At 46.0% G+C, this 23829-nt stretch carries 14 protein-coding genes and 1 tRNA gene; 11 read left to right on the plus strand and 4 right to left on the minus strand.

All coding sequences use genetic code 11. The features are described 5' to 3' along the window. Positions 1-32: 32 nt before the first annotated feature. Together rpoD and Q4Q54_RS06160 are read left to right on the plus strand one after the other, a co-directional pair. Positions 33-1871 carry an RNA polymerase sigma factor RpoD gene (gene rpoD, locus Q4Q54_RS06155; protein WP_106649811.1) on the plus strand — a complete coding sequence of 613 codons (1839 nt, stop codon included), beginning with the start codon at positions 33-35 and terminating at the stop codon, positions 1869-1871. 255 nt (positions 1872-2126) lie between these two features. Then, a tRNA-Ile gene (locus Q4Q54_RS06160) sits at positions 2127-2203 on the plus strand. A 241-nt stretch (positions 2204-2444) separates the two neighbouring features. On the opposite strand, the gene Q4Q54_RS06165 is transcribed toward Q4Q54_RS06160, so the two are convergent. The 4 genes from Q4Q54_RS06165 to Q4Q54_RS06180 all read right to left on the minus strand — a co-directional run bounded on the left by Q4Q54_RS06165 (position 2445) and on the right by Q4Q54_RS06180 (position 9934). Next, positions 2445-4565, minus strand: a complete 2121-nt coding sequence (locus Q4Q54_RS06165) for a methyl-accepting chemotaxis protein (protein ID WP_006085035.1) — start codon at positions 4563-4565, stop codon at positions 2445-2447. A 230-nt stretch (positions 4566-4795) separates the two neighbouring features. Then, positions 4796-5692, minus strand: coding sequence for a fructokinase (gene mak / locus Q4Q54_RS06170; RefSeq protein ID WP_006080720.1), 897 nt, complete (start codon positions 5690-5692; stop codon positions 4796-4798). Between the two features lie 202 nt (positions 5693-5894). Beyond that, positions 5895-8555, minus strand: coding sequence for an exo 1,3/1,4-beta-D-glucan glucohydrolase (locus Q4Q54_RS06175; RefSeq protein WP_311987975.1), 2661 nt, complete (start codon positions 8553-8555; stop codon positions 5895-5897). An 83-nt stretch (positions 8556-8638) separates the two neighbouring features. Then, the gene (locus tag Q4Q54_RS06180; RefSeq protein WP_311987976.1) at positions 8639-9934 is read right to left on the minus strand and encodes a sugar MFS transporter; all 1296 of its coding nucleotides are present in this window, start codon (positions 9932-9934) and stop codon (positions 8639-8641) included. Between the two features lie 267 nt (positions 9935-10201). Between Q4Q54_RS06180 and Q4Q54_RS06185 the strand changes: the two genes are divergently transcribed. From Q4Q54_RS06185 to Q4Q54_RS06225, 9 genes are all read left to right on the plus strand, one after another. Beyond that, entirely contained in the window at positions 10202-11557 is a 1356-nt protein-coding gene (locus Q4Q54_RS06185; protein ID WP_311987977.1) for a GH1 family beta-glucosidase, read from the plus strand. Positions 11558-11567: 10 nt separating this feature from the next. Then, positions 11568-12893, plus strand: coding sequence for a glycoside-pentoside-hexuronide (GPH):cation symporter (locus Q4Q54_RS06190; protein WP_311987978.1), 1326 nt, complete (start codon positions 11568-11570; stop codon positions 12891-12893). Between the two features lie 58 nt (positions 12894-12951). Further along, positions 12952-13956, plus strand: coding sequence for a LacI family DNA-binding transcriptional regulator (locus Q4Q54_RS06195; RefSeq protein ID WP_311987979.1), 1005 nt, complete (start codon positions 12952-12954; stop codon positions 13954-13956). A gap of 688 nt (positions 13957-14644) precedes the next feature. Beyond that, complete coding sequence (locus Q4Q54_RS06200; protein WP_311987980.1) at positions 14645-17641, plus strand: TonB-dependent receptor; 2997 nt, start codon at positions 14645-14647, stop codon at positions 17639-17641. Positions 17642-17887: 246 nt separating this feature from the next. Continuing rightward, a complete protein-coding gene (locus Q4Q54_RS06205; RefSeq protein WP_311987981.1) occupies positions 17888-19519 on the plus strand; it encodes a tryptophan halogenase family protein in 1632 nt (543 codons plus the stop codon). A gap of 58 nt (positions 19520-19577) precedes the next feature. Next, positions 19578-20300 carry a SapC family protein gene (locus Q4Q54_RS06210; protein WP_259589164.1) on the plus strand — a complete coding sequence of 241 codons (723 nt, stop codon included), beginning with the start codon at positions 19578-19580 and terminating at the stop codon, positions 20298-20300. A gap of 13 nt (positions 20301-20313) precedes the next feature. Then, positions 20314-21333 (plus strand): cupin-like domain-containing protein, encoded by a 1020-nt coding sequence (locus tag Q4Q54_RS06215; RefSeq protein ID WP_311987982.1) that lies wholly within the window; start codon positions 20314-20316, stop codon positions 21331-21333. A gap of 20 nt (positions 21334-21353) precedes the next feature. Beyond that, positions 21354-22865 carry a tryptophan halogenase family protein gene (locus Q4Q54_RS06220; RefSeq protein WP_311987983.1) on the plus strand — a complete coding sequence of 504 codons (1512 nt, stop codon included), beginning with the start codon at positions 21354-21356 and terminating at the stop codon, positions 22863-22865. 9 nt (positions 22866-22874) lie between these two features. Continuing rightward, positions 22875-23663, plus strand: a complete 789-nt coding sequence (locus tag Q4Q54_RS06225; RefSeq protein ID WP_311987984.1) for a DUF6445 family protein — start codon at positions 22875-22877, stop codon at positions 23661-23663. Positions 23664-23829 lie beyond the last annotated feature (166 nt).

Here is a 23829-nt window from a genome sequence, read left to right on the forward strand (position 1 = left end):
GTTGTAACAGTTTCCCAACTTGGATGATATCTATGGATCATACTCCGCAGTCGCAACTTAAGCTGTTGCTTGCCAAAGGTAAAGAGCAAGGTTACTTAACCTATGCAGAAGTGAACGATCACTTACCTGCAGACATGGTCGATTCTGACCAGATCGAAGATATTATCCAGATGATAAATGACATGGGTATCCGGGTATTCGAAGAAGCCCCAGATGCCGATGACATGATGATGTCGGAAGACAACACAGACGAAGATGCCGCTGAAGAAGCCGCTGCCGCACTCGCAACAGTAGAAAGCGAACTTGGCCGCACAACCGATCCAGTGCGCATGTACATGCGTGAAATGGGTACCGTTGAGCTTCTGACCCGCGAAGGCGAAATTGTTATCGCCAAACGCATCGAAGAAGGCATCAACACAGTTCAAAGTTCAGTCGCCGAGTACCCGCAAGCGATCGCGATGATCCTTGAGCAATTCGACCAATTTGAAGCCGACGAACTGCGCCTATCTGATATTATCTCTGGATTTGTTAACCCGGACGAAGAAGACGTCGCACCGACAGCAACTCACATCGGCTCAGAATTATCTGAAGAAGAGCTGGACGATGAAGATGACGAAGATGATGACGAAGACAGTGAAGATGAAGAAGAAGGCAACAAAGGGCCTGATCCTGAAGAAGCACGCGAAAGATTCGCTCAACTGAGAACCGCCTACGAAAGTGCACTGAAAATTATCGAAGCTAAGGGCCGTGAACACCCAGAATCGGTAAAAGCACTATTCGAAATTGGTGAAATCTTCAAAGAATTCCGCTTAGTACCTAAACAGTTTGACCGTTTAGTAAAAAGCATGCGCACTATGATGGATCGCGTGCGTGTTCAAGAACGTTTAGTGTTAAAACTATGCGTTGAACAAGCCAAAATGCCGAAGAAAAATTTTGTTAAATTCTTCACTGGCAACGAAACCAACCTCGATTGGTTCAACACTGAAAAAGCCTCAACTAAACCTTATGCCGAAGGCCTAAGAATGGTTGAAGACGACGTGATCCGTTGTCGTACTAAGCTTGCAGCAGTTGAAGAAGAAACTGGCTTAGCGATTTCAGCCATTAAAGACATCAACCGTCGTATGTCAATCGGTGAAGCTAAAGCCCGCCGTGCGAAGAAAGAAATGGTTGAAGCAAACTTACGTCTGGTAATTTCTATCGCGAAGAAATACACCAACCGTGGTCTGCAATTCTTGGACTTAATCCAAGAAGGTAACATTGGCTTGATGAAGGCCGTGGATAAATTCGAATACCGTCGTGGTTACAAGTTCTCGACCTATGCAACTTGGTGGATCCGTCAGGCGATTACTCGTTCTATTGCCGACCAAGCGCGTACCATTCGAATTCCAGTACACATGATCGAAACGATCAACAAGCTGAACCGTATATCTCGCCAAATGCTACAGGAAATGGGCCGCGAGCCTTCACCTGAAGAACTGGCTGAGCGTATGATGATGCCGGAAGATAAGATCCGTAAGGTACTGAAAATCGCCAAAGAACCTATCTCCATGGAAACTCCAATCGGTGACGATGAAGATTCGCATTTAGGTGATTTTATCGAGGATACGACCCTCGAACTACCACTGGACTCAGCGACCAGCGAAAGCTTGAAAAACGCCACACACGAAGTGTTAGCAGGTCTAACCGCCCGTGAAGCGAAAGTACTGCGTATGCGTTTTGGTATCGATATGAACACTGACCACACTCTTGAAGAAGTGGGTAAGCAGTTCGACGTAACCCGTGAACGTATTCGTCAGATTGAAGCTAAGGCACTGCGCAAACTGCGTCACCCTTCACGCTCAGAAATCTTAAAATCATTCCTAGATGAATAGGCCGTTAGCAGCCTAAAGTCAGCTAAGTAAGATTTGAAGCCCTGCCTATTCAGGGCTTTTTATTGCCTCTCATACGCTAATATCGACATCAGCACAGTATCGAAGCCCTAAATTTAGGCGACGATTACATTTAAGTTGATTAACAGATAACCAATTGAATCAGTTGTGTGTATTTCAAGCCAAAACACGGGTGACAAGCGTAAGTAAGCTTAGTATACTTCCACCCGCTTCAGGTAATGACGATTACCTTAAGTCGGCCCCTTAGCTCAGTTGGTTAGAGCACACGACTCATAATCGTTAGGTCCACGGTTCAAGTCCGTGAGGGGCCACCACCCGATTCAACGAAAAAGCCCATTGAAAAATGGGCTTTTTTGTATCTAAAAAATTTATCCTGCTAATCACAGTATAATCACCATGCATATACAGCTGGCTCGCTGACTATTTTATGGCTTCTGCCTATGTATTGTTAGTTAACATCACCATAAAGATAGGCCCTTTGGTCAGTGTTTAACCAGCAACACAATCAAAGAGCCTAATTAAAATCAATGCGCTAATTCAGTAAACCTCTGCGTGCTAGGTTTTTAACTTACCTAACTGCTCATGCTGCTGCTTCACTAAGTTTGCTAAAACTACACTGCTTTGCTGTGCTTCACCCGCAAGACGTGCAAGTTCAGAAGCCGAATCAGAAATCCCGGTGATATTGCGATTAACCTCTTCAGTCACCGCACTCTGCTCTTCTGCGGCGGCGGCAATATGGGTCACTTGGCCCGAAATTTCCCCAATCTGACTCACCATTGAATTCAATGAGTTTAACGCTTGCTCAGTTTGAGATACGGCCATTTGTGCCCGCTCAGCGCCTTTATCTATGATGCCAGAAGCGCTTTGGACCTCTTTTTGCAGTGCGTCGATAAGGGTACTAATGTCGTTCGTCGAGCTCTGAGTCTTAGATGCTAGCGCGCGGACTTCGTCAGCAACCACAGCAAAGCCTCGTCCCTGCTCACCCGCCCTTGCAGCTTCAATCGCCGCATTGAGTGCCAACAGGTTAGTCTGTGCGGCAATGGAGCTTATCACCTCAAGGATACGACTGATGTTCATACTGCTTTCAGCCACTTTACTCACCGCCAGCTTAGCCTCCATAGACTCCTGAGACATAGTCGCGACAAAACCCATTGCCTTAGTCAGGCTCTCTTCGCTATGACGAATATTGCGCGACATAGCTTCAGTTTCAGCCGCCGTTTGCTCTGATGCCTTAGCAACCTCAAGTGCAGTAGCACTCATTTGGTTCACAGCCGTTACTACACTCTCAATTTCACCGTACTGGCGATTCACGCTGTCACGGGTGAGCTGCGCAATTTTGGCAGAGGCTTGGCTTTCCTCCTGAGAGCGGCTCGCAAGCGTTTTCAGTTCGGCAATCAAATTTTTAAGTTTATAAATAAAGGAATTGAAACCTTTCGCTAGCGCAATCAATTCAGCATGGGAATCAACCTCAATCGATTGCGTTAAATCGCCATCGGCACTCGCAAGGTGCTCTACCCGGCCTTGGATCATTCTCAATGGTGAGATAATGCTACGGATCACTAAGCTAATGGTAATTACAGCGGCAATCGATACCACAATACCCACGATCAGCAGCAAACTGCCTAAGGAAGTCGCCATTTCATCCATATCATTATTAAGCTCAATCGAGCTTTTATACGCCTGTGCAGTCGGTACTTGGATAACCAAGGACCACTCGGCATTCGCTAGCGGGATCTTAATGGGGTAGGCAACAATAATTTCATCATCGTTAACCATGTAGCCGGAATTCTTGTGCAACGAGATAATTTGCGAGGCGAGAGTTGGATTTATCGACTCAGCTAATGGACGCGCCTTTTTACTGTAATGACTTGCCGCGACCACTAAACCACGGGTACTCAGCAAAGTGACTTTTGCTTGTCCATCGTAGAGGCTTTTGGATAACTTATCGATAAGGGTTTGAAACACTGGCAAGTTTACATCTACACCGACTATGCCGATAAATTGCTTATGTTTAAGCACGGGCACAGTCAACGAGGTCATTAATGCTTTGTTGCCTGGAGTGATCTCGTATAAGTACGGCTCCATTAAACAGGGCTTTAAGGTTTCTTTACCACATAAATACCATTCAGCATCACGGATCCCAAACTCATTTAAGCTAGTGAGGTACTTTTCTGCCGAATCTTCAACTTGGTTATGCTCCACAGTGCCATCGTCGTTACGGGTGTAATAGACCTCTAGAGCGCCAGATGTCGCCACACTGTGACTGACATTAACATTCAAAAACTCACTGTCGAGCCCATCATAACCATTAGGTTCGAACTGGGCATACATGGAAGAGACTTGCGCATTTTTCTTCAGCACTGCCGCTACTGCGAGTTCTAAGCGGTCACGTTTTAAGGGTAATTCCTCGGCAGTACTTTCAAGCATACCCGCAAAAGAAAAAGGGATACGATAAGCTTCATTAATAAATCCGGCGACCATTTCGCCATATTCACCTGCGCGGGCTTCGAGTTTATCCCGCGTTTCCGTTTGTAGGGTATTTTGAACTTGATCCGACAATTGTGCGTTTTGAGCCGACAGCGTCCACCATAAACTGATAGATAAAATAGCCACTATCGATAAAAATAATGCTGATGTAATCCACAACAACTTAGTACTGATGGACAAATGCTTCATCTAGTAAACTCCCAAGAGAACGACAATAGCGTAATTATTATGATCTAATTCATTTTTATACTTTCTACCCAGCATTAAAAATAGCACTTAGCGTAAGAATTACCAGCACTTAAGATAAAGAGTTGCTAATGAAATGTAAAACTTTAGAATGACAAAATCAAAAAAAGGCCAAATTCAAATAAATGAATTCGGCCTTAAATATCAAACACTATTTCAAATTAAGGTTAAAGTTAGCGTCCCCACAACCAAGCGGCACCACGTACGCCCGATGAAGCCCCATAACAGTTTTTAACAACCGGAGTGTGACACTCACGGCCAACCACATATAGCGGTAAAACTTTTGGCAATTCAGTGTAAATGGCATCGATGTTGGACACTCCGCCGCCAAGGACGATTACATCAGGATCCATCATATTGATCACATGGGCCAATGAGCGGGCTAAACGATCGATAAAGCGATCAAAAGCTTGAGTTGCCAGCGGATCGCCCGCTTGCATCATTTGAGCGATTTCAATACCGCTGTCAGCAACGCCACCTGCTGCGCGAAAATCGCGTACAAAACCCGTCCCTGAGATAAACGTCTCGATGCAGTCTCTGTTACCACAAAAACACGTCGTGGTATTAAATTCATCGGCTTTCATCCAAGGTAAAGGATTATGACCCCACTCACCACCTATACCATTACCACCATCATGCACTTGGCCTTTGATGGCGATACCTGCACCACATCCAGTACCAATAATGGCGCCAAAGACCACTGACTTGCCAGCAGCTGCGCCATCGACCGCTTCTGATACGGCAAAACAGTTAGCATCATTAGCGATTTTCACCTTACGGTTTAATCGAGCGCCTAGATCCACATCGAGGGGATGGCCATTGATCCACGTTGAATTAGCATTTTTAACTAGGCCAGTAAAAGGAGAAATCACCCCAGGAATACCTATGCCTATTGTGGCGGTTTGTTGCAGGCTCTCTTCGACTTCTGTCACGAGTGCGACTAATGCATCGACTGTTGCAACATATTCTCTTGGCGTTGGGATGCGTTTACGAAACACTTCTTTACCATCGTCATCCAATGCGACTAACTCGATTTTTGTGCCGCCAAGATCGATACCAATTCGTAACATCAACTTACTCCATCTCAATATATTTAACGCAAAGCGGCTCAGTGAAGCTCGGCTCTACTGCCTGATGCCATACACTGTAATTGAAAACTGCCTCAGGTCAAAAACAACATTAGCCCCTGTCAAAGTAAAGGCTGTTTATTACAACAAACAATGAAGGCGCAGTCGTCATGTAAACGAGCCAACTGCGCCTTGGGATTTTACATTACGGACACTCGACTGACGCCATACTCGCCGTTTTTGGCTTTAAGGTGATATCGCTAAAACTGATATCCACAGCGCCCGATGATGACAATATGAAAGGCGAGATAATTTTACCAAAATCAATCCCCTGCCCCTGATAGCAAGTGAGATCTATGTTTAGTTCACTCCAAGTATCAAGGCTTAACGCGCTTAGCTGAGTGCTGATGTCCACATTGGCTCGACAATCGCCTTCGCAGGTCATGCCAACATTAACAGGCGCTTTAATCGATGAACCGACTTTGACCTGCATACTCAACACTGACTCGCTCGCCAGATAAGCCCGTAAGTCTTCAGGGAAGTTCCCCTGCAAACTCACAAAACCAAGCGCCTTACCGTTGAAGCTGACATGGCGAGCATCTTCTTGTACTTGTTTATCAAAGGTTTTGATCGTGACAACATCATTCGACTGCACGCTGCTGGCGATAGGTTCCATCGAAACCTTTTCACCTTCAACACTGCCAATCAGCATCTTCCAAGGCGCCTTAACGGCACGCTCGAATAACGGCTTCTGGCTGAGTTGCACTTGTTCACTGAAATTATCTTCAGACAAACTATTCGATAATATCGCAGGCGCAGTACTATTTGCCTTATCCGCATAGCTCAGGCCATAGCCATAGGGAAGTAATGGCGAATAATCACTGTCGTGAACATTCACTTGAGTTTGCTGCGGTGTCGACGGCCATGAGAAAGACAATTTACCAGTAAAGTCATACTGAACATCACCATTAGCTTGAGTGAATAACACTTCACTAATCCCTGCCCCTTCAGTACCAGGCAACCAAGCGGCGACAAAGGCGTCAGAGGCATTAAGCTCAGGATTGACCCACAAAGGTCTGCCGCTAATAAACACAGAGACCACAGGAACCCCTGCGGCTTTGAGCTTTTGTAATAAAGCTAAGTCACGCTTATTCCCCCTTTGATATTCAAGATTATCGATATCTCCATTGCCCTCGGCATAGGGCTCTTCACCAAATACCACAATCGCCACATCGGGTTTATTCGCAGTATCAAACTGACCATCAATACTCAGCACAGCGTTACCACCACTGGCAGAAACCGCTTTTGCTATGCCGGCATAAATCGATGTCGCTCCAGGGAAATCTGCATTTTGATTATCTGTACCCTGCCAAGTAATAGACCAACCACCCGATTGCTTGCCAATATTATCGGCGGCATCACCCGCGACGAGTACTTTAGCTTTGGGCGATAGCGGCAGTAAATGCTGATTATTTTTCAATAATACCAATGATTCACGCACCGCTTGGCGCGCAACGTCTCTGTGGCTAGCTTGTCCAATTAACTCGGTTTTACCCGATAAAGGACGCTTAGCTGGACTTGGCTTTTCAAATAATCCCGCCCGAATTTTAACGCGCAGGATACGACTCACGGCATCATCAATCCGCGCTTGGCTGATCAAACCCGACTTAACTTGCGCGATAGTGTTTTCATATAAGGGTTTCCATGCGGCCGTAGGCACCATAAATACATCTAAGCCCGCATTAACGGCCTGAGGACAGGATTCGTTACTGCAACCTTCAACCTGCCCATGACCATTCCAATCGCCAACGACAAAGCCATCAAAGCCCATGCGAGTCTTAAGTACATCGGTCAATAAATAAGGATTACCGTGATTTTTAGCGCCGTGCCAGCTATTAAATGAGGCCATTACCGTTTGCGCGCCCGCAGTTAACCCGCCGACATAACCTTGGGCATGAATGTCAAACAAGGCTTGTTCGGATGCGATATTATCGCCCTGATCATCCCCGCCTTCGGTCCCACCATCCCCTAAGAAATGTTTTACCGTAGCGATAACATGCTGATCTGATAAGAAGTCTTTATCATTGCCCCCTTGTAATCCTTCGACAATTGCGTGCGAATAGGATTTAACGATGACAGGATCTTCTGAATACCCCTCGTAGGTTCGTCCCCAGCGGTCATCACGCACCACAGCGACAGTCGGCGCAAATACCCAATCAATTCCCGTCACCATGACTTCTTTGGCAGTAATCGCAGCAATTTGCTGAATAAGCTCAGGATGATGGGCCGCACCTAACCCTATGTTATGTGGGAACAGTGTTGCGCCAATCACATTGTTGTGACCATGAACCGCATCCGTGCCCCACATGGTTGGAATACTGATGCCATCGAGCGAGTCATCCATTGAAGCTTGAAACATAGCGTCGGCTAAGGCAATCCAATCTGCCGGCGTCGCATGTTTATCTTGGTTCGGGTAAGAACCGCCACCATTCAAATAAGAGCCGAAACCGTATTTGCGCATATCTTCGACCGTGATATCGCGGATCTCAGGTTGGATCATCTGCGCAACTTTCTGCTCTAGCGTCATTTTTGCCAATAAATCTGCGACGCGTTTTTCAACATCTTCTTGATTTTTATGGGGGATAGTTAACTGCGGCCAAATATTAATATCGGTAGACTTACCATTGATACTGTAACCATTGGGGCTATTAGGTGAGCTAGATGCGGCCACATCACTAGGCTTAACAGACTGACTGTCAGCTGCTTTTATCTGCTCTGTTTTGCTGCATCCGCTTAAACTGGCGCAGGTCAGCACAGCCAATAAACTCAAACTAAAGATTTTAGGTCTCAATGCGATAACGCTCATAATTCTCGCCCTCAAAAAATAAAATGTCTTAATACACACGCCGTGTGCGCATCCATGTGTTTAATCGTCGTGTTTTAATTAATTTAAAATCTTGGTCTTGGGGCATCAGAGCCCTTAGCCCCGTAATAGGCGATAAAACCATAACAAAGTAGCGGTAAGATAAAGGCCAATTGGATACCAAAATGATCGGCTAACATACCTTGAAATAAGGGCACAATCGCGCCGCCCACAATCGCCAAACATAAAATGCCTGAACCTTGGCTAGTGTGTTGTTCAAGATCTTGTAATGCCAGGCTGAAAATGGTCGGGAACATAATAGAGTTACATAACCCAACTAACAGTAAGGCCCACATCGCCATCGCCCCGGTACTGAACATGGCTAAAGCCACCAGCAGGCAAGCACAAATCGCATTAAAGGCTAATACTTTGCCGGCTTTGATTTTTTGCATCACAGCCGCGCCGATAAAGCGCCCAACCATAGCGCCACCAAAATAGTAAGCAATATAGTGCGCGGCTTCGGCGTGGGTGTAACCGCCAATATCGGGCTGAACTAAAAAGCTAATCAGAAAACTGCCAATGGCGACTTCTGCGCCCACATACACAAAAATCCCCACGCTACCGAGAACAAGATGCGGAAATTGCCATGCACTGCCCAGCACTTTAGCACTGCTCGCAGGCAGTTTTTTACCTAAAAAAGGCAGCTTTAACAGTATAAAAATCACCGCCAGCACAAATAAACTGGCCGCTAAAATCAAATAGGGAACTTGTACTGTGCTCGCTTGGGCCGCAGCGCTGACTACAAGGTCAGGAGCAGCCTTACCCGTCATTTGATGTGAAGTCGATAAAATCAACCAACTACCAAAAAACGGAGCAACTGTGGTGCCAAAGGAATTAAACGCTTGGGTCAGAGTGAGTCTCGATGAGGCGGTTTTCGCAGGTCCCAGCACGCTGACGTAGGGATTAGCTGCCACTTGTAGAATGGTAATGCCAGAGGCTAAAACAAAAAAAGCGCCTAGGAACATCCAATACGAAGCGAAACTCGCCGAAGGATAGAACAATAAGCAGCCTAAACACGCAATACCAAGCCCAGTGACTATGCCTTTTTGATAACCAATCTTACCCACAAGTGCACCCGCTGGGATTGAGACAATAAAGTAAGCCCCAAAAAAACAAAACTGCACCAACATGGCTTGGGCGTAATTCAGCTCAAACATGTTTTTTAAATAAGGTATTAAGATATCGTTAAGACAAGTAATGAATCCCCACATGAAAAACAACGATGTTAATGCCACTAAAGCGAACTTAAAGTTGCCACTCTGGTGCACACTCCTTGTTGCCTCACTCACTGCACTCGCCTCAGTTTCATTTGCAATAGCCATGTTTGCCCTATTCTCCCCAACCGATTATCTAGATAAAAACGTTTAATCTTCTTAGTCAAAATGGCGTGATTAATTTATCCAAATCTCATATTGACCTTTGTATGATTAGTCACTAACCTCGATGTAAGCGCTTTCATTGTTAACATGTCGATAACCAAAGTCAATATTTTTAGTGACAGTCGGCAAGCATCTTTACTCTCTTTATCTTGAACTCTGTGTTTTAAATCGCAGGCATGAATTCAAAAATATAATTAAGTGACTGAATATATGAAAATATCTTTACCCAAAAACTCAAGACTCCAAAGCGAAGCGTTTACTTTTGGTGTTGCGACCGCTTCCTTTCAAATCGAAGGTGGCGTGGACTCTCGCCAAACCTGTATTTGGGATACCTTTTGTGCAAAACCAGATAAAATCCGTGATGCCTCCAATGGCGATGTCGCCTGCAACCACCTGAATCTATGGCAAGAAGATATCGCCTTAATCGCGTCACTCGGGGTTGATGCTTATCGCTTTTCCATCGCATGGGGACGGGTCTTAAATCAAGATGGCAGCATTAATCAGCAGGGAGTTGATTTCTACCTTGGCATTCTAGATGAACTAAAACGTAGAAATATCAAAGCATTTGTCACGCTTTACCATTGGGATCTTCCTCAACATATTGAGGATCAAGGCGGCTGGTTAAACCGAGATACCGCTTACCTTTTCAAAGACTATGCTGACAAAATAAGCCAAGCCTTCGGCGACCGAGTGTATTCCTACGCCACTTTAAACGAACCCTTCTGCAGCTCATATTTAGGCTATGAGGCAGGCATTCACGCCCCTGGTTTAATGAAAAAAGCCTATGGCCGTCAATCGGCTCACCACTTATTGCTCGCCCACGGCTTAGCGATGCAAGTGCTGCAAAAGAACAGCCCTAACAGCATGAATGGCATAGTTCTTAACTTCACGCCTTGCTACGCATTAACCCAAAGTGCTGTCGATATTCAGGCCGCAAAGCAAGCCGATGATTACTTTAACCAGTGGTATATCAAGCCCATTTTCGATGCGGCATACCCAGACCTTCTCACAGCATTAGCACCAGAAGACAGACCGGAAATTCACGACGGCGACCTTGAGCTTATCAGTCAACCAATTGATTTTTTAGGGGTTAACTTTTATACCCGCGCCGTATATCAGGCCGATGCAGAACAAGGATTTGTGCAAGTTGATTTACCTGGGGTACCTAAAACCGACATAGGCTGGGAGATCCATCCACAGGCCTTTACCGATTTACTGGTTTCTTTAAATCAAACCTATGATTTACCGCCTATTTTCATCACAGAAAATGGCGCCGCTATGGACGATAAATGCATTGATGGGCGTGTCGATGACTTCGATAGGCTCAGCTATTACCAGCACCATTTAACCGCAGTAGACAATGCCATAGTACAAGGTGTTAACATTCAGGGTTACTTTGCCTGGAGCTTGATGGATAATTTTGAGTGGGCGGAAGGCTACTTAAAACGTTTTGGCATTGTCTATGTGGATTATGCCAGTCAAACCCGAACGATAAAGGCCAGTGGTCACGCTTACAGCGACTTGATTCGCTCAAGGGCCCACTTAACCAATAACAATAATAAATAAGGCTAAAGCCATGATTAGCATAAAAGAAAAAATAGCCTATGGGCTTGGCGACACCGCCAGCAACATCGTTTTTCAAACCGTTATGCTGTTTCTTACCTTTTTTTACACCGACATCTTTGGCATTTCACCCGCCTTTGTCGGCACCATGTTTCTACTGGTACGGTTGATTGATGCCGTCACCGATCCTTTAATGGGCGCATTGGCAGACCGCACGAACACCCATTGGGGTAAATTCAGACCCTATTTACTCTGGTTTGCCCTGCCCTTTGGGATTATCAGTGTATTGGCATTTACCACCCCAGATTTATCTGATGATGGGAAAATGATTTATGCCTTCGTGACTTACACGGCATTGATGATGGTATATACCGCCATTAATATCCCCTATTGCGCCTTAGGGGGAGTACTGACGGCCGATCCCAAAGAGCGAGTTTCGGTGCAATCCTATCGGTTTGTGTTCGCTATGCTCGGTGGCTTACTGGTCTCAGGACTTACCCTTCCTTTAGTCGAGTTTCTCGGTAAGGGGGACCAAGCAAAGGGCTATCAGCTTACAATTCTCGCCATGAGCATCTTAGGTGTTGCCATGTTTTTGGCCTGCTTCTGGGGCACAAAAGAGCGCTTACATCCGCCAGTGGATCAAAACTCCAGCTTTAAACAGGACTTTACCTACCTATTAAAGAATGACCAATGGCGAGTGCTATCCGCCGCCGCAGTTTGCCTATTATCCGGCATGGTGTTACGCACTAGCCTCGCCATTTACTATGTGAAATATTTTCTTAACCTGCCGGATATGATCACTCTTTTCATCACCTTAGGTATGGTTGGCAATATTTTTGGCTGCATTCTCGCAGAGCCATTAGCCAAACGCGTTTGTAAGGTCAAAGCCTATATTGTGTTGCAACTCATCGCCGCAGCCCTGTGCGTATTGCACTTTTTTGTCCCTAAAGATCAAGTCGTTCTCGCCTTCACTCTTTATATTGTCTGGGGCTTTACCTTCAATATGGCCACGCCATTACTCTGGGCGAAAATGGCGGATACAGTCGATTATGGTCAATACAAAACCGGCGTGCGTATCACAGGCATGATTTACTCCTCGGTGATTTTCTTTATCAAACTTGGAGTCGCAATTGGCGGTGCAGCGGCAGGATGGTTACTGGCAAGTTATGGTTATCAAGCCGATGTGGTTCAGAGTGAAACGACACTCAATGGCATCTTAATTTCATTTACCCTTTATCCCGCTATCGGCTCAATTTTGGTCGCATTTATCATGCGTCGTTATACGCTAAATAACCAGAAAGTGGATGAAATCCATCTGGAATTAAATAGAGCCACCTAATAAAATTATGCTAATCTTCAAGGCATTGTACTTTTCAGTACCTCTAATTTGAGATGATATGGCCACTATTTACGACGTTTCGGTACTTGCAGGCGTTTCACTTGCGACTGTGTCACGGGTGATGAATAAAAACACCAATGTCAGTGAGAAAACCAAACAAAAGGTATTAGACGCTATGGCTCAGTTGGACTATCGTCCCAATGCGATAGCCCAATCATTAGCGTCCAACTGCTCAAATAGTGTGGGCGTCCTGGTATCACAACTCGATGGCCCATTTTATGGACCTATGATGACTGAAATTGAAGATGCCCTGCGTGATGCGGGTAAACACGTCATTATTGCCGCGGGTAAAAGCAATGAATCCCTAGAAAAAGATGCGGTGCAATTTTTACTTGATCGCGGCTGTGATGCGTTAATTATCGATGTGGAAGCGGTTTCAGATGACTATCTTATCGATCTCTGTCAGCAGAGCACGCCAATAGTACTGATTAACCGCTATGTTGCCGCCATACGAGAACGCTGTATTTATCTCGATAACGAGCTTGGCGGTTACCTCGCGACTCAGCATATGTTGTCGTTAGGGCATAAACATATTGCTTATATATCAGGACCTTTATTCAAACTAGATGCTAGGCAGCGTCTGATGGGCCATAAGAAAGCGCTCACTGAATCGGCCATTCCCTATGAGAGTGAGCTGTTCTACGAAGGGACGTTTAAAGAGTCGAGCGGTTGCGATGGCATGCGACATTTACTCAGCCTGCAACGGCCGTTTACAGCGGTGATTTGCGCCAATGACCAAATGGCATCGGGTGCGATTTCAACCTGCCTTGAACAAGGGCTTAAGGTGCCCGAAGATTTGTCCTTCATGGGTTATGATAACATCCCGTTTCCCCAGTATATTTCCCCTAAGCTCACCTCTGTCAGCAACCCCATCCATGAAATGGGTAAAATGGCGGCGCTCTGGGTACTAAAACACGTATACAATAAAACCGATGTGGAAATCGTTAGCCATTTTACGCCTTCATTATTTGTAAGAGATTCAGCAATTAAGCGAGAAAAATAGCGAATAAATGAAGGCTAGCACTGCTCTAGCCTGACCATGTTGAACTGCAAGAATAAGCACTGCATTGCGCCTTCTTGTTAGATTTTTCGGGCCTAAGTGAACAAGCGCGGCTCAAATGACAGTATAAAAAACGACCTACAAACCCAAGTGCAACTCGCTCATAACGTACTGATTAAAGGGCATTTAATGAGTGTTAACGATGCTTTTCAGCATCTTTAAAACCCGTATTTATCGGCCTTTGAACACCTACATTCTGCCCCAACGAAAGCCTTAATAATTCCCCTTTTAGGCGTGAAAACCACTGCCGAAATGGTCAATCATCCCCGCTCGCGCGAAATAACCCTCAAATTTTGGCATTCCCCCTAGCGTAAAAACACCATTTCAAACGTCATAAAGTGAATTTAGCACACCCTTCCTCACCAATTTCATCATAAATGTGTAACAAAATATAAAACTGGTTTCATTTTAAAACAATGATTTAGAATATAACCACAAACAAAAAACGCATTATATTGCAACAATAAAGTAACTTACCGTTGACTCTGTTGATAATTTAAACTAGCTTTATGTAAGCGCTTACATAAACCTAACTCGAACAAGAATATGAGCAAGCTGTACATAATTTGTTCTACCCAAAAACAAAATCAGAGAGTTGTAGCCTGAATATCTACTCAACGGGGAGATGTAGATGGAACTTAGAACATTTAAAAAAACCAGATTGGCCACTAGCCTTTCGCTAGTCTTAGGCGTGGGCGCTATCATGCCCGCCTATGCCGCCGATACTGACAAAAAAGAAGAAAATATTGAAGTTATTCAAGTAACAGGGATCCGCGGTAGTTTAGTCCGTTCGATGGACGTAAAACGCGGCTCAGAAGGCATTGTTGATGCCATTAACGCCGAAGATATCGGTAAATTCCCCGACAGTAACTTAGCTGAGTCGCTACAACGTATTTCTGGCGTATCTATCGACCGTCAAAACGGTGAAGGTAGCCGAGTGTCGGTCCGTGGTTTTGGTGCCGATCAAAACTTAGTACTGTTAAACGGACGTCAAATGCCTGTCACCACTGGCTCTCGTTCATTCGACTTTGCCAACATAGCGTCAGAAGCCATCAGTGCGGTTGAAGTGGAGAAAACCGCTAAGGCGGAAAATCCAACGGGCGGTATTGGCGCAACGATCAATGTGCTCACCCATAGACCGCTAAGCTCGCCAGGCATGAAGGCCACTTTCGGTGCAAAGGCCGTTGATGACTCATCCACGGATAAAGGATCTACCACACCTGAGCTTTCTGGCTTGTACTCAAATACCTTTGCCGATGATAAATTTGGGATTTCTATTTCAGGTAGCTATCAAGAAAGGGAGAGTGGTAATCAACAAGCCCAAGTCGGTACCGGTTGGCGCAGTTTTCCAGGTATTGTTGACCAAGATTACAGCGGCCCCAACGCAGAATGGGGCGGCGTTCCTAAAAACGACAATCAAGTCAATCGCCCTGGCGATGATGACGTGTATAGCGTGCCACAAACCACGATTTACCGTTTTGAGGAACAGCAACGTAAACGCACCAACGGTCAATTAGTGCTGCAATACGAACCAATTGACTCGCTGCGCGCAACGCTTGATTACACTTACATGCGTAACGACATCGATACTCAAACGCACGACGTCTCGGCATGGTTTAACTTTGTGCCGTCCCAAGAAAATATTTGGAGTGATGGCCCAGTTTCATCACCACTCGTTTATTCCGAAACCTACGATGCACCCGCCGACCTTTCAATGGCTGCTGGCGATTTCGGCACCCGCGACCAAAGTGGTTCACTGGGTTTTAACTTAGCTTGGGAAGCCAGTGATAATCTGACGTTAAACTTGGATTACCATAACTCCTACGCCGAACGTACGCCTAACAATGTCAATGGCAGTACGAGCAACCTCAGTACCGCCGCCTTTATTCGTACCAGTGCAGCGACCGATTTTAGCGGTGATGTCCCAGTACTCGCCGTTGGTGGTGGAAATGCGGTTCGCCCAGAAGATATGCGCGTGACAGGTTCAACCTTCACCAATGCCGTCAATCGCTCCGAAATCGAACAGCTGCAAATGTCGGGTAAATATGATTTAGCCGAAGCAGGCAGTATCGATTTTGGTATTGCGATGTCAGACGTGAATAACCACTCCCAACAGGTTGATATTCAACGTAACGACTGGGGTGGCGTTGGTGCAGCGGGCGATTTAGACGCAGCTTGGTTCCCAACCAGTTCAGTTATCGATAAATTTGATGGTTCAAAAGGTAATTTTGCAGGTTATAACGGTAATGCCTCGACAGATCCGCTAAACACTATGTTTCTGTGGGACTTTGAAGCGGTTCGCGCCCGTGCTGCAGAACTCTATGCAACCAACATAGTGGGTGATTGTGGTAATGGCTTCTGCCCTTCTACCGATTACTCCAAAGGCACAGACCGTTTCACTGAAGAAAAATCTCAATCTGCCTATATTCAATACAACTTCGCCAGCGAAATTGCCAATATGCCCTACGATGTGCATTTCGGCTTACGCTACGAAAAAACAGATGTTGAATCGACTTCTGTTGTTTCCTCCTATGATACAGCTACTTGGATTGCAGAATCTGAAATCGCGCTAACGAGTTCTGTGGATAATAATCGCGTTTATCAAACTCAAAAGGGTGATTACGATTACCTACTACCTAGCTTCAATTTTAATATTGAAATGCTGGAAGATGTGTTCGTCCGCGCCGCCTTTAGCCAAACAATTGGTCGTCCTGATTACACCTCGATTCAAGGTGGCACCACAGTAGGAACGCTTGCCTATCGCAACGGTGGTAGCGGCTCTGCGGGTAACCCAAGTTTGTTACCACTTGAGTCAACAAACTACGACCTATCGACAGAATGGTATTACAACGATGCCAGTTACGTCTCAATCGGTTATTTCCGTAAAGATGTGACTAACTTTATCAGTAGTAACCCAGAAAACTCAGACATCTACAACATTCCGGATCCAGCGCACGGTAAATATGTTGATGAAGCCATTGCGGCAGGTGCCACCACTGCAATTCAACAACGCCAATGGATTTATGACAAATACGGCGCAACCGATCCGAATGTGAAGATCAATCCTGATAACGGCAATATCGAGATTACCGGTAACCCAGGAGATCCATCGTTAAACTTCCTCATTACTAACCCAACAAACAGTGATTTAAGTAATGTGATTGATGGTTGGGAGTTTTCTATCCAGCACTTCTTTGGTGAGTCAGGATTTGGTATCCAAGCCAACTACACTATGGTGGATGCCGGGGACAGCTATGATAACACTAACTTAGGTCGCCCTGGTGATGCGACCCAGAACGTGATTTTAGGGATCAGCGATACCGCAAACTTAGTCGGTATCTATGAAAACTATGGTTTCTCGGCCCGTATCGCCTATAACTGGCGTGATGAGTTCTTAAACTCAACAGGTCAGGATACTGGATCTAACCCTAAATACACCGAAGCTTATTCGCAGGTGGACTTTAACATAGGCTACGACGTTGAAGCGGTTGAAGGTTTAACCATCTTCATCGAAGGCTTAAACATCACCAATGAAGCCACGCGTGTACACGGCCGTGCGACGGAACAAGTCCTTAACTACACCCAGACGGGTCCGCGTTACAGTATAGGTGCACGTTACACTTTCTAGTCGTACCGATTTAAGAGCAACAGATCTTTACCCTAAGGTCGTATGAGGTATGCCATAGATGCCTCATTTTTATCAGGATGACAGCAGGCTACACGGACGTAGCCGCTCTTTTTAGTCAATATGAGTAAAATAAATACTGGAAATCGCAGTAAAACTATTCAATCCTAACGCAAGCGCTAACCGCGTTAGTGATAACGAAAAAATAAAAGCCTTTTATAAACAACAATAAAAGATTAGGCACTCGATATGCAGCAAGCAACTCACACAGCCATTAATAACATTGTCATTGTCGGTGGCGGCACAGCCGGTTGGCTAACCGCTGCCCTTTTGGCCGCCGAGCATAATGTCGATAAAGGCCAGCTTGCGCACTCGCCTAAACTCAATATCACATTAATAGAATCCCCCGATGTGGCCACTATTGGCGTCGGCGAAGGCACTTGGCCTTCGATGCGTAACACCTTAGATAAAATCGGCATCAGCGAAACCGAATTTATCCGCCAATGCGACGCGAGTTTCAAGCAAGGCTCACGCTTTATTCACTGGCAGTACGATGATACTGAACATACTAAACCATTCGGTTCTAACCAATATTTACATCCCTTTAGCTTACCCCATGGCCATCAAGAGTTAGACTTGTGTCCCTTTTGGTTGCCTCACAGTGACAAGGTCAGTTTTGCTCAGGCGGTATCCAACCAAGATGCGCTGACTCAGCTAGGGCTGGCGCCTAAAACCATTGCGACGCCGGAATATCATTTTCAAAACAATTACGGCTATCACTTAGATGCGGGGAAATTTAGCCAACTGTTAATGCAGCATTGCACCGAAAAACTGGGGATAAAGTACATTCGAGATCATGTCACTCAGGTTCAAAGCCTTGATAATGGGGATATCGAAAGCCTTGCGACCAAAGAACATGGCGTGATCTTAGGCGATATGTTTGTCGATTGTTCTGGCACTAAATCATTGCTGTTGGGCGAGCATTTTAACGTGCCCTTCCTCTGCCAAAAAGCTGTGCTGTTTAACGACAGCGCCTTAGCGATTCAAGTCCCCTATGCCGAAGAAAACAGCCCTATCGCCTCATGCACACTCTCGACGGCGCAGCCCAGTGGCTGGATCTGGGATATAGGTTTACCGACTCGCAAAGGCGTGGGTTATGTCTATTCATCGGCCCATTGTAGCGATGACGAGGCTGAACGAACCTTAAGAGCCTATTTAGCCAATGACACATCAACTAATCCTCAATCGGCATCCAGCAACGCAGTTGATCGTCGTAAACAAGAATATCGAAAGCTGAATATCAACCCCGGCTACCATGCAAAATGCTGGCAAAACAACTGTATCGCCATCGGCATGGCGGCAGGCTTTATTGAACCTTTAGAAGCATCGGCATTGGCTTTAGTGGAATGGACGGCAAATACCTTAGCCACACAACTGCCAACGCATCGCGGCGTGATGGATACAATTGCCCAGCGAGTGAATGAACGCTACGAGCGCCACTGGCAGCAAATCATCGACTTTTTGAAACTGCATTATGTCGTGAGTCGACGCGAAGTAGATGATTACTGGCGCGATCATAGAGACGCCGCATCCATTCCTGAAAGATTACAGCAGCAACTCGACCTATGGCGTTATCAAGCGCCAAGCAGCCACGACATTAGCTACAAAGAACCCTTATTTCCGGCGGCGAGTTTCCAATATGTGCTTTATGGTATGGGGTTTAATACTGCCCTGCCCACCCATATCAAGCCGTCGCAACAGCAAGTTGCACAAAGACTTTTTAGCGAGAATCAGCAAAAGGTCCATGCATTGAGCCAAAGCCTTCCGAGCAATCGCGACCTATTAAACAAGGTCTGGCAATTTGGTTTCCCTAAGATTTAGCAAAAATAACAAGAATAACTCGCGGCAGTGAGAACCAACAAAGGACAAAGGTAACCCTATGAACCAACACGTATTACTTAACAGCGTAGATCATAAAGATATTAAAATTATCACTGAGCGTAATGCTAAGTACGGCGATAATGTCTGGTTCAGTGTCACTTTTCCGGCGGAGTTTCGCAGCGTACAGGCGCATTATCCGATTTTTTTCCAAAAGGATCAGACCACAGGCCAGTTCTTTGCAGTGGCGCTTTATGGTTTTCAAAATAATGAGAATCTGTTTTTAAATAATGGCACTTGGCAGGCTTCTTACATCCCTCTCACCCTACGTCGTCAGCCGTTTCTTATTGGTCAGCAAAGCGTGCGCGAAGACGGTGTCGAGCTAAAACAAAGGGTCATACATATCGATATGGCGAGCCCAAAAGTCAGCACAACCGAAGGCGAAGCTTTGTTCCATCCCTATGGTGGGAATACGCAATATCTGGATGACATTGGGGATATGTTAGAAGGTATCCACCACGGGCTTATCGACAGTAAGCACTTTATCGATTTGCTTATCGAACATAAGTTGCTGGAATCCTTTACCTTAGATATCAAGCTCGACAATGGCCACCAACATCAAATGATGGGTTTCTATACTATTAATGAAGAAACGCTAGCGGCCCTTTCGGCAGAAGTGCTCGCTCAATTACATGCTAAAAGTTATCTAGAGGCGATTTACATGACCTTGGCCTCACAGGCAAGAGTACGTGACTTGCTTAACCTTAAAAATGCGCAAGGTTAACTAGGTCGCAGCCATGAGTCTTGATGTGATTAAACCTAAAACTAATGTCGTCAAACACCTTGAAAACTGCTCAACCGAGGAGATGCTCGCGCTGATTAAAGATGCTGAGCAGCCTTTGGTATTTAAAGGACTTTGCGCAAACTGGCCTTTAGTGAAAGCAGGACTTGAGTCCAGCGATAGCGCGATGAAGTATCTGGCCCAGTTTTACCAAGGCATGCCCGTCACCGCCTATTATCTAGCGCCTGAACATCAAGGCCGCGTATTTTATAACGACACTTTAGATGGGTTTAATTATCAGGCGGGTAAGTTAGATTTGCGGCAAATCTTCACGCAGCTCACTGCGCCGCAAGCCGCCAGTATTTATATGGGCTCAACCGATATTAATCAGTGCTTACCCGGACTTGGCGACGACAATAGTTTCAATCTTGCACCTTTGTCACCGCTCACCAATATCTGGCTTGGCAATCAAACTCGTATCGCTGCGCATTTCGACTTTCCCCATAACTTAGCCTGCAATGTCGTCGGTCGACGCACTTTTACCCTGTTCCCGCCGGAGCAAGTCAGCAATCTGTATATCGGCCCAATGGAGCTTGCCCCAGGCGGCCAAGACATTAGCTTAGTCGATATGGATAACCCAGATTTTGACCGCTTTCCTAAATTTGCCAAGGCGATGGAAGCCGCGCAAGTCGCCGCACTGGAACCCGGTGATGTGTTATTCATCCCCAGTATGTGGTGGCACCATGTGCGTGGAATGGATGACTTTAATGTGCTCATTACCCATTGGTGGCGAGATACGCCCGGCTATCTTGGCCGCCCCAATAATGCCTTACTGCACGCGATGTTAAGTTTACGCTCCTTACCCAAGGCCCAGCGCCAAGCGTGGAAAGCCCTGTTCGAACACTATATTTTTGACCATGAGGATGGCGATCTAGAGCACATTCCTAGTGCGGCCCAAGGTATGCTGACCACCCCACTCGATGAAATCAACGCCCGAAAACTGCGGGCAGATTTAACCAATAAGCTCAAACGTTAGCCCAGTTGAGGATATAAACGATGACAACAGCCATAAAAAGAGTCGTGATAGCGGGTGGCGGAACAGCCGGATGGATGGCTGCTGCGGCGCTCACTAAGTTGATGGGCAAACACTTAGAAATTGTGCTGGTCGAATCCGATGAAATTGGTACGGTCGGCGTGGGCGAAGCGACGATTCCCACATTACATATTTTCCATCGATTACTCGGCCTCAAAGAACAAGAGGTCATGGCAGCGACAAATGCGACCTTTAAACTCGGGATCTCCTTTGAAAATTGGCAGGATATCAATAAAAACTACCTGCATTCCTTCGGTTTTTTAGGTAAAGATTGTTGGGCCTGTGGTTTTCAACATTTTTGGTTAAAAGGTAAGCAGCTTGGCATGGTGAGTGAAATAGGCGACTACTGCGCCGAACATCTCGCCGCCCGCCAAGGACGCTTTGCCGTATTGCCAAACCAAGATTACAACCATGCTTACCACATGGACGCCAGCCTCTATGCCAAGTACCTTCGAAAAATGGCCGAACAACACGGCATTCACCGTATTGAAGGAAAAATAAAACAGGTATTACAGCATCATGATAGCGGCAATATCAAAGCGCTCGTCCTAGAGAATGACGAAACAATCGAAGGGGATTTGTTTATCGATTGCACCGGCTTTCGCGCACTGCTGATCGAGCAAACACTTAATACTGGCTTTGAAGATTGGAGCCATTATCTCCCCTGCGACAGTGCGATTGCGGTGCAAACCCAGTCCGTGGGAGTGCCTATTCCCTATACTCGCTCGATTGCTCGCGACTCGGGTTGGCAGTGGCGTATTCCACTGCAAAATCGCACGGGCAATGGCCTGGTCTTTTGCAGCAAATTTATCTCCGATGAGGATGCCACTGAGTTGCTCCTCGCGAATCTTGAAGGGGAACCGCTGAATAAGCCTAGGGTTATCAAGTTTAAAACCGGCACCCGTCGCCTGCATTGGCATAAAAACTGTGTTGCCGTCGGGCTGTCCGGCGGCTTTTTAGAGCCACTGGAATCCACCAGCATTCATTTGATCCAACGTAGCATTATCAGGTTGATGCAACTATTCCCGTCGGCGGGCATAGTGCAATCCGATATTGATGAGTTTAATCAACAAACTAAACTCGAAATGGACAATATCCGCGACTTTATTATCTTGCATTACAAGGCCACGGAACGCGAAGACAGCCGTTTCTGGCGTTATTGCAAAAACATGGACATTCCGGCGTCGCTCAAACATCGTATCGAAATGTTTGCCGACAGCGGTAAGGTCTATAAATACGGTAGCGAACTCTTTGGCGAAAGCTCATGGATCCAAGTGATGATGGGCCAAGGCATAATGCCAAAACACTATCACCCGATAGTCGATGTGATGGAAGAGCCTGAACTCGAAGCCTTCTTAAACAACATAAAATCAACCGTTAAACGCAAGGTAGAAAGCCTACCTGCCCACATCGATTTTATTCAGCACTATTGCCCATCTGAGGTTTTAGCCAACACTAAACCTATGCCAATGTGAGGGACAGGGATGCAAACAATAGATCGCAACGCTGATACGAATAAGTCACAGGCAACTAAGCAACAAGCAACTAAGTCACAGACAATTAAGTCACAGACAGTCAAGCTCACGCCTCAGCTAGTTTATCTTGGCAATGAAAAGACGCCCTTGATTATTATCGATGATGTTGCGGCGGATCTGTTGCCAATACGCCAGTGCGCTTACACCCAAGCGCACTTTTCTGCCGATAACGGGTCTTTTTACCCCGGCGTGCGTGCTCCCTTGCCACAGGCCTATGTCACCGATGTACTCAATCTTGTGTACCAACTGATTTATGATGTGTACCAAATCCCTTCGAGCTTAAGCATCAAATTACAGGCATTGTATTTCTCGCTGATCAGCACCCCCGCGAGTGAGCTTAAACCGCTGCAATGCCTGCCGCATTTTGATACTCCCTCACCGCACTATTTCGCGCTGTTACACTATTTAAACGACGGTCCCCATGGCAATACGGCGTTTTTCCGCCATATTCCGACGGGCTTTGAGCGGATAAATGAAGAGCGTATGCCAGACTACTTTAAGTCGGCTCAGCCTCTGGTCGATGACATTACTCGCCATCCGTCGGGCTATTGTGTTGAAAGCGACAGTCATTATGAGATTTATCATCAAGTCGAGTATCGCCCGAATCGTTTAGTGATTTATCCCAGTAATTTACTGCATTCCACCTTAGTGAACCCACAAACCGATATTGATGCCAACCCAAGAACAGGCCGGCTAACGAGCAATATTTTTATCGAGTTTAAACCCTCAGTCCGCTAACCCAGCGATTCACAAAGTGTTATATCACTGTTACTGACGCTGACGACTTTAGGTTTAGCTGGGTTTATTGACGTCCCCAAAGTCGTAGTTAACACAGTCCAACGCCTTAAACACACATTAAAATTCATCAATTCATTTGTAACAAAGTCTGTTTTGTCAGCCTCTG

This window comes from Shewanella sp. SP2S2-4, assembly GCF_031932025.1.
GTDB lineage: Bacteria > Pseudomonadota > Gammaproteobacteria > Enterobacterales > Shewanellaceae > Shewanella > Shewanella baltica.

Coding starts and splice junctions, on each gene's coding strand:
- Q4Q54_RS06185 (WP_311987977.1), top strand. CDS start 10,202: ATGAAAATATCTTTACCCAAAAACTCAAGACTCCAAAGCGAAGCGTTT.
- Q4Q54_RS06220 (WP_311987983.1), top strand. CDS start 21,354: ATGACAACAGCCATAAAAAGAGTCGTGATAGCGGGTGGCGGAACAGCC.
- Q4Q54_RS06195 (WP_311987979.1), top strand. CDS start 12,952: ATGGCCACTATTTACGACGTTTCGGTACTTGCAGGCGTTTCACTTGCG.
- Q4Q54_RS06225 (WP_311987984.1), top strand. CDS start 22,875: ATGCAAACAATAGATCGCAACGCTGATACGAATAAGTCACAGGCAACT.
- Q4Q54_RS06210 (WP_259589164.1), top strand. CDS start 19,578: ATGAACCAACACGTATTACTTAACAGCGTAGATCATAAAGATATTAAA.
- rpoD (WP_106649811.1), top strand. CDS start 33: ATGGATCATACTCCGCAGTCGCAACTTAAGCTGTTGCTTGCCAAAGGT.
- Q4Q54_RS06205 (WP_311987981.1), top strand. CDS start 17,888: ATGCAGCAAGCAACTCACACAGCCATTAATAACATTGTCATTGTCGGT.
- Q4Q54_RS06215 (WP_311987982.1), top strand. CDS start 20,314: ATGAGTCTTGATGTGATTAAACCTAAAACTAATGTCGTCAAACACCTT.
- mak (WP_006080720.1), bottom strand. CDS start 5,692: ATGTTACGAATTGGTATCGATCTTGGCGGCACAAAAATCGAGTTAGTC.
- Q4Q54_RS06180 (WP_311987976.1), bottom strand. CDS start 9,934: ATGGCTATTGCAAATGAAACTGAGGCGAGTGCAGTGAGTGAGGCAACA.
- Q4Q54_RS06190 (WP_311987978.1), top strand. CDS start 11,568: ATGATTAGCATAAAAGAAAAAATAGCCTATGGGCTTGGCGACACCGCC.
- Q4Q54_RS06175 (WP_311987975.1), bottom strand. CDS start 8,555: ATGAGCGTTATCGCATTGAGACCTAAAATCTTTAGTTTGAGTTTATTG.
- Q4Q54_RS06200 (WP_311987980.1), top strand. CDS start 14,645: ATGGAACTTAGAACATTTAAAAAAACCAGATTGGCCACTAGCCTTTCG.
- Q4Q54_RS06165 (WP_006085035.1), bottom strand. CDS start 4,565: ATGAAGCATTTGTCCATCAGTACTAAGTTGTTGTGGATTACATCAGCA.